The 13,344-nt window shown below is 42.9% G+C and carries 11 protein-coding genes; 9 read left to right on the top strand and 2 right to left on the bottom strand.

Features of this window, described 5'->3' with window-relative positions; all coding sequences use genetic code 11:
- Positions 1 to 15: 15 nt before the first annotated feature.
- From B5D55_RS08475 to clpB, 3 genes are read left to right on the top strand one after another with little or no spacing between them, the layout of a single operon-like run.
- Positions 16 to 1,761, top strand: coding sequence for an ABC transporter ATP-binding protein (locus tag B5D55_RS08475; protein ID WP_078933573.1), 1,746 nt, complete (start codon positions 16 to 18; stop codon positions 1,759 to 1,761).
- A gap of 9 nt (positions 1,762 to 1,770) precedes the next feature.
- On the top strand, positions 1,771 to 3,663 hold the full coding sequence (locus B5D55_RS08470) for an ABC transporter ATP-binding protein (protein ID WP_078933572.1): 1,893 nt from the start codon (positions 1,771 to 1,773) through the stop codon (positions 3,661 to 3,663).
- Positions 3,664 to 3,723: 60 nt separating this feature from the next.
- A complete protein-coding gene (gene clpB, locus B5D55_RS08465; RefSeq protein ID WP_078933571.1) occupies positions 3,724 to 6,309 on the top strand; it encodes an ATP-dependent chaperone ClpB in 2,586 nt (861 codons plus the stop codon).
- A gap of 160 nt (positions 6,310 to 6,469) precedes the next feature.
- Here the strand turns inward: clpB and B5D55_RS08460 are convergent, their stop codons facing one another.
- Complete coding sequence (locus tag B5D55_RS08460; protein ID WP_078933570.1) at positions 6,470 to 6,676, bottom strand: helix-turn-helix domain-containing protein; 207 nt, start codon at positions 6,674 to 6,676, stop codon at positions 6,470 to 6,472.
- Positions 6,677 to 7,184: 508 nt separating this feature from the next.
- On the opposite strand from B5D55_RS08460, the gene B5D55_RS11615 reads away from it, so the two are divergent.
- The 5 genes from B5D55_RS11615 to B5D55_RS08440 all read left to right on the top strand — a co-directional run bounded on the left by B5D55_RS11615 (position 7,185) and on the right by B5D55_RS08440 (position 10,849).
- Positions 7,185 to 7,349: a hypothetical protein gene (locus tag B5D55_RS11615; protein WP_159446194.1), complete on the top strand. Its 165-nt coding sequence runs from the start codon at positions 7,185 to 7,187 to the stop codon at positions 7,347 to 7,349.
- Positions 7,350 to 7,649: 300 nt separating this feature from the next.
- Positions 7,650 to 8,681, top strand: a complete 1,032-nt coding sequence (gene gap, locus B5D55_RS08455) for a type I glyceraldehyde-3-phosphate dehydrogenase (protein WP_078933569.1) — start codon at positions 7,650 to 7,652, stop codon at positions 8,679 to 8,681.
- A 162-nt stretch (positions 8,682 to 8,843) separates the two neighbouring features.
- The gene (locus B5D55_RS08450) at positions 8,844 to 9,716 is read left to right on the top strand and encodes a hypothetical protein (RefSeq protein WP_078933568.1); all 873 of its coding nucleotides are present in this window, start codon (positions 8,844 to 8,846) and stop codon (positions 9,714 to 9,716) included.
- A 70-nt stretch (positions 9,717 to 9,786) separates the two neighbouring features.
- Positions 9,787 to 10,155, top strand: a complete 369-nt coding sequence (locus B5D55_RS08445; protein ID WP_078933567.1) for a CidA/LrgA family protein — start codon at positions 9,787 to 9,789, stop codon at positions 10,153 to 10,155.
- On the top strand, positions 10,148 to 10,849 hold the full coding sequence (locus B5D55_RS08440; protein WP_234975412.1) for an LrgB family protein: 702 nt from the start codon (positions 10,148 to 10,150) through the stop codon (positions 10,847 to 10,849). The genes B5D55_RS08445 and B5D55_RS08440 overlap by 8 nt, the downstream gene beginning before the upstream one ends.
- 78 nt (positions 10,850 to 10,927) lie before the next feature.
- Here the strand turns inward: B5D55_RS08440 and B5D55_RS08435 are convergent, their stop codons facing one another.
- Complete coding sequence (locus tag B5D55_RS08435; protein WP_078933566.1) at positions 10,928 to 11,899, bottom strand: radical SAM protein; 972 nt, start codon at positions 11,897 to 11,899, stop codon at positions 10,928 to 10,930.
- Between the two features lie 127 nt (positions 11,900 to 12,026).
- Here B5D55_RS08435 and B5D55_RS08430 point away from each other — a divergent pair, with 127 nt between their 5' ends.
- Positions 12,027 to 13,298 carry a phosphoglycerate kinase gene (locus B5D55_RS08430; RefSeq protein ID WP_078933565.1) on the top strand — a complete coding sequence of 424 codons (1,272 nt, stop codon included), beginning with the start codon at positions 12,027 to 12,029 and terminating at the stop codon, positions 13,296 to 13,298.
- Positions 13,299 to 13,344 lie beyond the last annotated feature (46 nt).

Here is a 13,344-nt window from a genome sequence, read left to right as displayed (position 1 = left end):
TGGTATATTTTACGTATGTCTTCCATAAAAAAGATCACAAAAAATCTTGAAAAAAAATACTGGTTCTATACGGCACTTTGTCCGCTCGTTATGATAGGTGAAGTTATCTTTGAAACTGTAATTCCATTTCTAATGGCATTTATTATAGATAACGGTATTGCTGCGCGCGATATGCAGTATGTTCTGCGGATTGGTGCATGTATGATTCTTTGTTCCGTCCTTTCGATGTGCTGCGGTGCGTTCGGTGCCCGGTTTGGTGCTGTTGCAAGCCAGGGATTTTCCCACAATCTGCGAAGGATGCTTTTTTCAAAAGTACAGGAGTTTTCTTTTTCAAATGTAGATCATTTCAGTACGGCTTCTCTTGTAACGCGACTTACGACAGACGTAAACAACGTTCAGAATGTATATCAGCTTGTAATCAGAATCTGTTTCCGCGCGCCTTTTATGCTTACTGCAGGAACGGTGATGGCATTTTTCCTGAATGCCAAGCTTGCATTTGTGTTCTGCATTTCTATTCCTGTACTTGCAGTTATAATCGCATTCATTTCAATAAAAGCGTATTCGCGTTTTGCTGTTATGCTTGAAAAATACGACAGGCTGAACACAATTGTTCAGGAAAATTTAATTGCAATCCGCGTAGTAAAGGCATTTGTACGTGGCGAACGTGAGTGCGAAAAATTCGCGGAGTCTGCGGACGCGGTAAGAAATGCCCAGCTGAATGCAGAAAAACTTATTATCCGTATTTCGCCTGTGATGCAGCTGGTTGTGTATTCAACAATTATTGCTGTTTTCTGGTTCGGCGGAAAAATGGTCGTCTTCGGTTCTATGAAATCCGGCGAACTTGTAAGTTTTCTTTCCTATGTAACGCAGATTCTTACGTCTCTTATGATGATAGCGATGATTTTTGTAAATATCGTTCTGTCCCGGGCTTCTGTAAGACGTATATGCGAAGTTCTGGATGAACATCCGGACATTGCTTCTCCTGAAAATCCTGTTGAAACTGTTGCAGATGGTTCTGTTGAATTTAAAGACGTGTGTTTTTCATACAGCAAGGGAAACGGCAATTTTGTGCTTTCTGATATTTCGTTTAGCATTAAGCCGGGGCAGACCGTCGGTATTATAGGCGGAACCGGCTCGTCAAAAACTACTCTTGTAAACCTGATTCCGCGATTGTATGATGCATCTTCCGGTGAAGTTCTTGCTGGCGGAAAAAACGTCCGCGAATATTCGCTTAAGGCTTTAAGGAACAGCGTTGCAGTCGTCCTTCAGAAAAATGTGCTTTTTAGCGGGACGATTAAGGAAAATTTGCTGTGGGGAAATGCCAATGCTTCCGATGAGGAAATTGCTGCTGCGTGCCGCGCTGCTGATGCGGCAGATTTTATCCTTTCATTCCCTGAAAAATATGATACCGTGTTGGGGCAGGGGGGCGTGAATTTAAGCGGCGGACAGAAACAGCGTCTTTGTATTGCACGTGCTCTCCTGAAAAATCCTAAGATTTTAATTCTTGATGACAGCACAAGTGCTGTTGATACTGCAACGGAAAAAAGAATACGCGATGCGCTTAGAAAACTCTGCCCTGATACTACAAAAATCATCATTGCTCAGAGAATATGCTCCGTAAAGGATGCAGACTGTATTTTTGTTCTGGATGATGGAAAAATAATCGGTCAGGGAACTCATGAAGAGCTTTTGCAGACTAACACTATTTATAGGGAAGTAAACGAATCTCAGCAGACAATGGGAGATGCTGATGTTGTGTAGGAGAAAATTGTGCCACCGGTAAAAATTAAAGGGGTTGCAAAGCCTCAGAATACAAAAAAGGTCATTTTGCGGATATTCAGCCATCTGCGAAAGTTCAAGGCGCTGTGGTTTCTTGTGTTCCTGTGCGTTCTTGTAAGTTCGTTTGCAAGCGTTGCAAGTTCATACATTATAAAACCAGCGTTGAATGATTATATAATTCCTATGATAAATGACGAGTCTCCGGACTTTCATTCGTTCCTGCTTTTGCTGGTACGGCTTGCGGTGATTCTTGCTCTAGGGGCGGCGGCAACGTGGTGTGCTAACAGAATTCAGCTGCACATTATTACGTCGTTTCTGTTCAAAATTCGCGTTGATTTGTTCAATAAACTTGAGAAACTTCCTGTAAAATATTACGATGCCCATCCGCACGGCGAGATTATGAGCCGTTTTACCAATGATACGGACACGCTTCGCGATATGTTCAGCCAGTCCGTGCCGCAGCTGATGTCGTCATCTGTTACGGTTCTTGGCGTTTTTGTGATGATGCTGGTACTCAGTCCGGTTTTGACTGCGGTTATTGCAGGAAGCCTTGCGCTTATGATGATTGTTGCGCGAAAAATTGGAAAGAGGAGCGCATCTGCATTCCGGGAACAGCAGAAAAATATCGGAATTGTGAACGGATATATAGAAGAACATATCGAAGGGCAGAAGGTCGTAAAAGTTTTTAATCACGAAAAAGTCATTGAGGCAGATTTTGCCGTTCTGAATGACAGATTGCAGCAGTCGGGAATGGAAGCCAATACGTTTGCAAATATTCTGGGACCAATAATGGGAAACTTTACGCATATACAATATGCATTTGTTGCTATTTTGGGTGCTTTTTTTGTAATTACGGGAAGTATGGATTTGGGAACGGTTGCGGCATTTTTGCAGTATACGCGTTCGTTCAGTCAGCCTGTTACGATGATAAGCCAGCTGTTCAATTCGATTTTAAATGCTCTTGCCGGCGCAGAACGGATTTTCAGTACGATAGACGAATTGCCGGAAACAGATGACGGAAGAATCCTTCTGGTGAATGCATACGAGGCAGAAATTGACGGCGAAAAAAAACTGGTTCAGTCGTTTGCGTATACCGGCGAATGGGCGTGGAAAGACAATGCGGACAATCACCTTATTCGCCTGAACGGAGAAGTTGTTTTTGATGACGTTTCGTTTGGCTACAGGGAGAATAAAACTGTTCTTCATAATATCAGCATTCACGCAAAGCCGGGGCAGAAAATTGCGCTTGTAGGTTCTACGGGAAGCGGTAAGACTACGGTGATAAACCTGCTTTCACGCTTTTATGACGTTCCTGAAGAAAACGGACGGATTTTATATGACGGATTTCCGCTGAATGAGATAAAAAAAGATGATTTGCGCCGTTCTTTGGGAATGGTTCTTCAGGATACTCATCTTTTTACCGGAACGATTTTTGACAACATAAAATACGGAAATCTTGAGGCAAGCCGCGCTCAGGTTCTTGAAGCGGCAAAACTTGCAAATGCAGACGGCTTTATCCGCCACCTTGAAAACGGCTACGATACGGTAATTTCCGGCGACGGCGCGAATTTAAGCCAGGGACAGCGGCAGCTTCTTGCCATTGCGCGCGCGGCAGTTGCAAATCCGCCTGTTCTTGTTCTTGACGAGGCTACAAGTTCCATTGATACGCGGACTGAAGCTCTTATCCAGACAGGTATGGATCGCCTTATGAAAGGGCGTACTGTTTTTGTGATTGCGCACCGTCTTTCAACTGTCCGCAATGCAGATGAAATTCTTGTCCTTGAAAAAGGTAGGATTATCGAGCGCGGAACGCACGAGTCGCTTATAAATCAGAAAGGACGCTACTATCATTTGTACACAGGGAATTCCATCTCCGTAGAATAGCGCAATCCTTTTGTCAGCTTTTTTCTTGAATTCGCTGTTTTTTGTGCATATTTTAAAAATATGGATTACGAACATTTTACCTTAAAAACGCAGGACGCATTGCAGAACGCAAGCGCCCTTGCACAGAAAAACGATCACAGCGAAATAGGATTGGAGCATCTTCTTTCATCGTTGCTTAGTCAGCAGGACGGCATTGTTCCTCCGATTGTTGAGCGTGTAGGAGTAAACGTTCAGAGTTTGCAGAAACAAGTTGATGATTTGTTGGGCTCGTATCCAAAAGTAACTGGAAATACGCAGATGCGTCTTTCGGACGGCGTTCAGAAAGTCCTTGCAAAGGCAGAAAATGAAATGTCAAAACTGAAAGACCAGTACCTTTCGTGCGAGCATCTGCTTCTTGCAATGACAAAATCAGACAGCGCGACCGGTGATTTGCTGCGTAAAAACGGAATTACCTATGAGGCTGTCCTTGAATCACTGAAATCTGTGCGGGGAAACCAGAGCGTAGACTCTCAGGATCCTGAAAGCAAAATGCGCTCGCTTGAAAAATACTGCACTGATTTAACTGCACGTGCCCGTCAGGATAAAATCGACCCTGTCATCGGACGCGATGAAGAAATCCGCCGTGTAATGCAGGTTCTGTGCCGCAGGACAAAGAACAATCCTGTTCTTATCGGCGAGCCGGGCGTTGGAAAAACGGCAATTGTAGAAGGTCTTGCACGGCGCATTGCAGGCGGTGATGTGCCTGAAAGTCTCAGAAACAAGAGGGTTCTTTCACTTGATATGGGAAGCCTTGTTGCAGGTGCAAAATTCCGCGGCGAATTTGAGGAGCGCCTAAAAGCCGTCATCACAGAAGTTACAAAGTCAGAAGGTCAGATAATCCTTTTTATTGACGAACTTCATACGATTGTAGGGGCAGGCGCAAGCGAAGGCTCTATGGATGCGTCAAATCTTCTTAAGCCGGCGCTTAGCCGCGGAGAAATCCACGTTATCGGCGCAACTACCCTTGACGAATACCGCAAGTATATAGAAAAAGACGCCGCTCTTGAACGCAGGTTTCAGCAGGTATACTGTGCCGAGCCTAGTGTTGAAGACACGATTGCCATTCTGCGTGGACTTCGTGATAAATACGAAATTCATCACGGCGTGCGCATAAACGACGAGGCTCTTGTGAGCGCGGCAATTCTTTCAAACCGCTACATCACAAACCGCTTTATGCCGGACAAGGCGATTGACCTTGTTGACGAAGCTGCAAGCCGCCTTAAGATGGAAATTGAAAGCCAGCCTACCGAACTTGATCAGATTGAACGGAAAATCCTTCAGCTTTCAATAGAAAAGCAGTCTTTGAGCAAGGAAGAAGATGCTGCTTCTAAAGAGCGGCTTATAAAACTGGAAAAGGAACTTTCGGAACTTACTGCAAAGCGCGATGCGATGAAAATGCAGTGGCAGAACGAAAAAAACAGCATAGACAAAAGCCGTAAACTTAAGGAACAGCTGGAAGAGGCGCGCTTTAACGAGGAAAAATTTACCCGCGAGGGAAATCTTGAAAAAGCCGCCGAGCTGAAATACAGCGTAATTCCGTCGCTTGAAAAACAGCTTTCAGAATCTGCTGCGCACGATAAGCAGATTGAAGAAAATCCTGAACGCGAGTCTCTTTTGCGTCAGGAAGTTACTGAAGAGGACATTGCACGCGTTGTAAGTACATGGACAGGAATTCCTGTTGCAAAAATGCTTTCAAGCGAAAAACAGAAATATTTGCAGCTGGAGGAAGTTCTGCATAAGCGCGTTATCGGGCAGAATGAGGCCGTTCAGGTTGTAAGCGATGCAATCCGCCGTAACCGTTCCGGCTTGAGCGACCCGAACAGACCGCTTGGAAGTTTTCTTTTTATCGGACCTACCGGCGTGGGAAAAACGGAACTTGCAAAGACGCTTGCAGACTTTCTGTTCAATGACGAAAAGGCTCTTACCCGCATAGATATGTCTGAATATATGGAAAAATTCAGCGTAAGCCGTCTTATCGGTGCGCCTCCGGGATATGTAGGTTATGATGAAGGCGGACAGCTTACAGAAGCGGTTCGCCGCAGACCGTACAGCGTAGTTCTTTTTGACGAAGTGGAAAAAGCGCATCCTGATGTATTCAATGTTCTGCTTCAGGTTCTTGATGACGGAAGGCTTACTGACGGACAGGGGCGCGTTGTAGACTTTAAAAATACGATTATCATTATGACAAGCAATCTTGGAAGCGAGCTTATTCTTGATGCTGATACGTCAGAAAAAATGGAAGCTGCAAAAGGACAGATTGACTCGCTTTTGAAATCGCATTTCCGCCCGGAATTCCTGAACCGTATAGACGAAATCGTAATGTTCCAGCGGCTGGATAAGTCATGCATCGGCGGAATCGTAAGAATTCAGCTTGAGCGCGTGGCAAAGCGGCTTATGGACAGACGGATAACGATTAAGTTTGACGATTCAGCAGTGGACTTTATTTCGGAAAAGGGATACGATCCTGCATTCGGTGCGCGTCCTGTAAAGCGTGCCGTTCAGACGTGGGTGGAAAATCCTCTTTCAAAGGAACTGCTTGAAGGAAAATTCGGCGAAGGAAGCACTGTTTCAGTTTCCGCCGGTAACGGAATACTTGAATTCAGGTAGATTTTTCAGTTGGTATATTAAAGTATACATCGAAAAACTTGTTTTTTTCGATTTTTTCTAAGTAAAAACAGTCCTGTCAGACGGCAGGACTGTTTTTATAAATTGCTGGAGTTAATGCTTTTTTTTAACATTCAGAGAATAAAATCAGAAAACCGGAAGATTAGTCTGTTGTAGTGTTATCGTTTGTGTCATTTTTCTTTTCCGTAGCTATTGCAGGATTCAACTTTGGATTTAAGCACCAGGCACGTACAGTGTCTCTTGAAAGGTTAAATTCACGGGCAAGTTTTTTATAGCCGTATTCTCCCTGTTTGTATTTTTCCACAACCTGCATTTTAAGTTCAAGACTGTACTTATTCCTTTTATCCATCTTTATACCTCCCGGTCAGTCCGCTAATTCATGAATGCTGATACGCTTTGTGCGTCATCGTTGAAATCGAGTCCGCACCAAGATTCTCTCTGAATAAATCAAATATATTGTCTATACTGCTTGATACATATATGGAAAACTCGAAAAACTTATCTTTGTCGGTTTTTTTATGAATTCCCATATACAAAAAATTTATATTTCAATATACACAATTATAATACAGTAATTGGTGGGTTATGAAAAGAGCGTTTTAAAAAGGTTTTGAGTTGATAATGAAACTTTTTTTAGATTCTTATTTGTGCGGCAGGGATGTTGATTCTGTGTTTCCTTAAATCCGACAGGTTGTGTTTTTTAGGAATGTAAAAGTTTTATAAAAATATCCTTTATATAAATTTTTTTATCCAAAGGATATTTTTATTTATCTAAATGATATTACAGCGAAAATACAGCCGGCTGTTTTGCCTATGGTAATGTCTGGTGTTATCAGTTACCTAATTCTGGAATTGCCATGCACCTTCCATCATTTGTATGGAAGTTTGAAGAATGCCCGGAAGGTTTTGGACTTAAGCCAGATTACTGGTCAACAAATGAAGATATCCTGAACTCTCTGGTACAACTTACTGGCGACACAGAACTTACGGAAAGATTAGCGGATATAAACAGTAATCTGTAAAATCAGTAAATTTTATATCGGATAGTCCGTTTTATGAAGTTATACGCTTGCAAAGGAATATCGCCGTAAACAATATGTCGGAAATCTACAGTTCGCTTATAAACTGATTTTTTTCTCTGTCCGCTATAAAAAAAAAACATGCCGTTTTTTTTCCAAAAGTCTCGGCGTGTTTTATAGGGGGCGAATAAAAATGATACTGAACCTGTTTATCCTGTACTAGAAGTTTGCAATCCGTTGACATTATTTTGCAATAAACATAAAATGTAAGTAATTTATTGAAATTATAGGAGTCAACTAACTATGGTTAGAGTTGCTATTAACGGTTTTGGCCGTATTGGTCGTTTGGCTTTCCGTCAGATGTTTGAAGCTGATGGTTATGAAGTTGTTGCTATCAACGATTTGACAAGCCCGAAAATGCTTGCTCACCTCTTGAAGTATGATACAGCACAGGGTGGATTCTGCGGAAAAATCGGTGAAGGAAAACACACTGTTTCTGCTACAGAAGATTCTATCATCGTTGATGGAAAAGAAATCAAAATCTCTGCTGAAAAAGATGCAGCTAACTGTCCTTGGGCAGCTAACAAAGTAGACGTTGTTCTTGAATGTACAGGTTTCTACACATCAAAAGATAAGGCTGCTGCTCACATTACAGCAGGTGCTAAAAAAGTTGTAATTTCAGCTCCTGCAGGAAATGATCTTCCAACAATCGTTTACAATGTAAACCACAAAACTCTTACAAAGAACGACAACATCATTTCTGCTGCTTCTTGTACAACAAACTGTCTTGCTCCAATGGCTAAGGCTCTTAATGATTATACTCCAATTCAGAGCGGAATTATGTCTACAATCCACGCTTACACTGGTGACCAGATGATTCTTGACGGTCCGCAGCGCAAGGGTGACCTCCGCCGTTCACGCGCAGGTGCTCAGAACATCGTTCCAAACTCAACAGGTGCTGCAAAGGCTATCGGTCTTGTAATTCCTGAATTGAACGGAAAACTCATTGGTTCTGCTCAGCGTGTTCCTACACCTACAGGATCTACAACAATCCTTACTGCTGTTGTAAAAGGCAAAGACGTAACAAAAGAAGGAATCAATGCTGCAATGAAGGAAGCTGCTGCAACAGAAAGTTTCGGTTACAACGAAGACGAAATTGTTTCTTCTGACGTTATCGGTATGAAATTCGGTTCTTTGTTCGATGCAACACAGACTATGGTTTCAAAAATCGACGACGATACATATCAGGTACAGGTTGTTTCCTGGTATGACAACGAAAACTCTTACACATCACAGATGGTAAGGACAATCAAATACTTCTCAGAAAACTGCTAAGGCTTAGTTTGATGTGAAAAAAAGACCTTCTGCGGAAGGTCTTTTTTTATGCAGTGAGAGTTGTTTTCATTACATATAAAAACTCGGTAGATAAATCGACCTCGTGCTCCTTTTTTAGTTGACGTTTGCTGTGAAATTTACTTACATTGATATACATACAATATGCGTCTTAATAGAATAAAAATATTCTTTTCCTTTATAATTTTACTGTCAATTATAAGTCTTGGATGTGCATCTACAAAAAATATCCGTGAAAATACGTGGAAATATCTTGAAGAAAATCAGGAATCTGTCCATCTGTACCCGTATCCAAATGACACAACTTCTGTCTCTGCGCCGTTTTCGGAAAAATATCTTTTTCTGCGGCTGTACAATCCGCATGCAAAGTACAATGTGGGTACGGTCATTCTGCAGAAAGGTCTTGAATTTACCGAGCGCCACACTGTAAGCGGAAGCCACATTGCAATCGGTTTTGATTTGACGGACAGTTTTTACGGGCTTACTTTGTACGCAAAGCCGAATCTTAAGATTGAGCAGTGTACCGATACGTCAACGAATGAGTTTATGAAGTCCTGTGATCCGGAAAAATCACTTCAGACGACGTTTGCACTTCCTGTTTCAAAAGATGAATATGAGCTTGCCGTGGCCTGGATGAAGCATAAATATGAAACGCAGTCTGCAAATTATTCTATTTCCGACAATTTTAAGATGGCCGGCGTTGCGCTGAAGCGGATGTCTAATCCTGACGCTAAAAAATCAAAGCATCCGCATACGCAGGAAGAAGAATTTAAAGAATTTGAGGAAATGAATAAGTTTGTCTGCTCAACGTTCGTCTGTCACGTCCTTTTCAGTTCTGTAGACAGCATACGGAATTATATGAATGAAAATCTTATAGATCCGAATTACGCTATGCCGACTGATATTATCACGATGCCCGGAATGCAGAAACTTTTTACGTCCTCCTGGCAGGATTACAATACTGCCGCCGGTCAGTTTGTTATGCATAATCCTGAGTTTGCAGAATACTTGCAGTGAGCTGTAGAAACGCTCTGTTACTCTTCTTGTTTTAATTGACACGTAACGCATACTTTTTTACTATATGGTGATGAAATTTCTTGTTCAGTTTTTGATTATTGCGGCGGTATCGTTTGCAGGTGAAATTCTGAATGCGGTCGTTCCGCTTCCTGTTCCTGCAAGCATTTATGGAATTGTTATTCTGTTTGTGCTTTTGCAATGCCGGATTGTAAAAGTCAGTATGGTACGAGAGGCAAGTTCGTTTCTTATCGGCATTATGCCGGTGCTTTTTATTCCTGCGGCGGTGGGACTTGTTGAATCGTGGGGCGTTATCTCCGGTTCCTGGATTCAATATCTTGTGATTACGCTTGTTACGACTGTTCTTGTGATGGTCGTTTCCGGGGCGGTAACTCAGTTTGTAATCCGCCGGGCTAAAAAGAGGAACGGTGAAAATGACTAGCATACAGCAGTTCTTTCATAATCCGGTGTATTTTGGCGTTGTGCTCAGCCTTTCGACCTATGGAATAGGTATGCTTTTGAAACGGAAATTCAAGCTGGCGCTGTTTAATCCGCTTTTGATAAGCATTTTCCTTACGATTGCCTTTCTTGTTGTGTTTCGCATTGACTACAAAACGTATAATGAGGGTGCGCGGTATATCAGCTATCTTCTTACGCCTTCTACGGTGTGTCTTGCCGTTCCGCTGTACGAGCAGTTTGATTTGCTCAAAAAAAACTGCCGTGCTGTTATTATCGGCATTGTGTCCGGCGTGATTTCAAGCCTTACAGGGATTTTTCTGCTTGCGCTGCTTTTTAAGATGGATCATTCGGCTTATGTTACGCTTCTTCCTAAGTCCATAACGACTGCAATCGGAATAGGCGTTGTGCAGGAACTTGAAGGATACGTGCCTGTTACGGTAACTGTTATCGTGATTACCGGCGTATTCGGGAATATTGCTGCGGAAACTGTGCTGAGGCTTTTCAGGATTACGGAGCCTGTTGCAAAGGGAATTGCAATCGGTACGTCTTCTCACGCGCTGGGAACGGCAAAGGCTATGGAACTTGGCGATGTTGAGGGCGCTATGAGCAGCCTTTCGATTGTAGTTTCAGGACTGCTGACTGTTGTTGGTGCTGCTGTCTGGTCATGTTTTATATAATTTTACGGAACGCAGAAAATAAGCCGTATGCACAGGTATATTTGCATTTTTTTTTGTGTGTGGGGAGGGGCAGGGAAATTATCCGTTTTCTTTTTCTGCGCGCCGCTTGCAGATAAAATCGCAGAATGCGCAGATGTCGTCTGTTTTTCCGGGAAGCACGCCGTTCTTTTTTAGCGGACGAATTTGCGCGACTAATCCTTCTTCATAGCATATTCTTATCATTTCGTTCTTTTCTGCCAGTTCAAGTACTGTTTTTAGAGGCTGATGAATCGTTCCTGTAAAAAGTGCTTTGTTTTCGTTTGCAAAGCCGCAGCACGGCGCGATGTTTCCGTCCGGATGTACGTAAAGAACGTGTCCCGGTCCGGCGCAAAAGTCATCCTTGAACCACCGGCGGCTTTTCCAGGCGCGCTCATCATCTCCTGTAAAGGACTGCCATTCCCTGTATACAGGAATGCAGATTTCATCGCTTTCCAGAATAAAAACGCCTCGCCCGTTTTTTTTGTCCGTGTTCTTTTTTACGGTGCAGCCTAAATGCCGGGCAAGAGATTCAAGTTTTTCCAGAAACGCTTTGTCTTTTTCTGCATCGGGATGTATGACAGACTGTATTTCAAGTGACTGTGTGCCAAAAGCGGTTAATACGGTATTTACGAACGTCAGGATTTTTTCGCTGTTCTGTCCGTGGAACGCATCCCAGCTTAGTCCTGTTTTTCCGTCGAAACCGCTATCGTAGACGTCGGAAAGCGTTTTTTCAAGATGCGCAGGATTTTTCCACCATACGCCGTTCGTCATAATTCTTCCGAACAGAAAATCGTTTTCTACGGCGGCTTTTGAAACGCGGCAGATAAATTCCGGGTACAGGAACGGTTCTCCGCCGGAAAAACCGATTTTTTCAATTTGCGAACCGGCACAGCTTTTCAGAAAGGTGATTGCATCGTCCGCACTGAGCCGTTTTTCCGTACGCGGTACAAAGCAATGTGCGCAGTGAAGGTTACATTCGGTTGTCGCGGCGAATATGATTTCTTCCGGTGAAAATTTCCGTATCGTTTTCATATTTACAGTATAGCAGAAAACGGTGCTCTAGTAAGGTTCTGGTACATTGAATTTATACCAGAAAGTCAGTATATTTTATCTATAAATAATGAAGTTACCGCCTAGGCGGAATATATAGGAGTCATAAATGATTAAGACAGTAAAAGACGTAGATTTGAAGGGTAAACGCATTATTATGCGCGTTGATTTCAATGTTCCGATGAAGGATGGAGTTGTACAGGATGACACCCGCATTATGGCGGCGCTTCCTACAATCAAATATATCCTTGAACAGAACCCTAGAAGTCTTGTTCTTATGAGCCACCTCGGTGACCCGAAAAAGGACGTAAAAAAGGCACAGGAAAAGGCTGAAAAAGCCGGAAAGACCTGGACTGATGCTGATGCAGAAAAGTTCATCAACGGAAAGAACCGTATGAAGCCTGTTGTAGAATATTTTGCTTCAAAACTCGGAAAAGAAGTTACGTTCCTTCCTGATGCACTCGGACAGAAGGCTGCTATTGACGCACTTCCTGAAGGCGCAGTTGCAATGCTTGAAAACGTACGCTTCCATAAAGAAGAAACTTCAAAAGATTCTGCAGAACGCGACGTTATGGCAAAAGAACTTGCTTCTTACGGCGACATTTTTGTAAATGACGCATTCGGAACAGCTCACCGTGATCAGGCTTCTACTGCTTCAATTTCTAAATTTATGAACGTTCCGTCTGTTGGCGGATTCCTTATGGAAAAAGAAGTAAAATACATTCAGCCGATGGTTGAAAATCCTCCTAAACCGCAGGTTGCAATTATCGGCGGTGCAAAAGTTTCTTCAAAAATCGCAGTTCTTGAGTCGCTTTTGAAAAATGCTTCTGCTCTCGTAATCGGCGGCGGTATGGCTTATACATTCCTGAAAGCTCAGGGATGCAAGGTTGGAAAATCACTTGTAGAAGATGATTTTATCGACACTGCAAAAAAACTTCTTTCTGACGCAGAAGCAAAGGGTGTAAAAATCGTTCTTCCTGTTGACCACGTTGGCGCAGAAGAATTTAGCCCGGATGCAAAACCTGTTGCCGTTGACGGAAAAGATATTCCTGACAACCTTATGGCTATGGATGTTGGTCCTAAGACAATCGAACTTTACAAAGAAGTTCTTTCAACTGCAAAATCTATTGTATGGAACGGACCGGTCGGCGTATTTGAATTCGATGCATTTGCAAAAGGAACTGAAACTGTTGCACGCCTTGTAGCAGAAGCTACAGGACGCGGTGCGATGACTGTTGTAGGCGGAGGAGACTCTGTTGCTGCCGTAAACAAATTCCACCTTGCAGACAAAATGAGCCACGTTTCAACAGGCGGCGGAGCTTCTTTGGAATTCCTGGAAGGTAAAACATTGCCAGGAATTGCTATCTTGGCTACAAAATAAATCTCTTTGGCAGATTTTTTTGATTTCTGAGATTTTCTTTGGCTTC

The organism is Treponema porcinum, from assembly GCF_900167145.1.
GTDB lineage: Bacteria > Spirochaetota > Spirochaetia > Treponematales > Treponemataceae > Treponema_D > Treponema_D porcinum.
Note: the sequence above shows the minus strand (reverse complement) of the source record. Positions and strands in the feature narration are given on the sequence as shown.

Coding starts and splice junctions, on each gene's coding strand:
- B5D55_RS08475 (WP_078933573.1), top strand. CDS start 16: ATGTCTTCCATAAAAAAGATCACAAAAAATCTTGAAAAAAAATACTGG.
- clpB (WP_078933571.1), top strand. CDS start 3,724: ATGGATTACGAACATTTTACCTTAAAAACGCAGGACGCATTGCAGAAC.
- B5D55_RS08460 (WP_078933570.1), bottom strand. CDS start 6,676: ATGGATAAAAGGAATAAGTACAGTCTTGAACTTAAAATGCAGGTTGTG.
- B5D55_RS11615 (WP_159446194.1), top strand. CDS start 7,185: ATGCACCTTCCATCATTTGTATGGAAGTTTGAAGAATGCCCGGAAGGT.
- gap (WP_078933569.1), top strand. CDS start 7,650: ATGGTTAGAGTTGCTATTAACGGTTTTGGCCGTATTGGTCGTTTGGCT.
- B5D55_RS08450 (WP_078933568.1), top strand. CDS start 8,844: ATGCGTCTTAATAGAATAAAAATATTCTTTTCCTTTATAATTTTACTG.
- B5D55_RS08445 (WP_078933567.1), top strand. CDS start 9,787: ATGAAATTTCTTGTTCAGTTTTTGATTATTGCGGCGGTATCGTTTGCA.
- B5D55_RS08440 (WP_234975412.1), top strand. CDS start 10,148: ATGACTAGCATACAGCAGTTCTTTCATAATCCGGTGTATTTTGGCGTT.
- B5D55_RS08435 (WP_078933566.1), bottom strand. CDS start 11,899: ATGAAAACGATACGGAAATTTTCACCGGAAGAAATCATATTCGCCGCG.
- B5D55_RS08430 (WP_078933565.1), top strand. CDS start 12,027: ATGATTAAGACAGTAAAAGACGTAGATTTGAAGGGTAAACGCATTATT.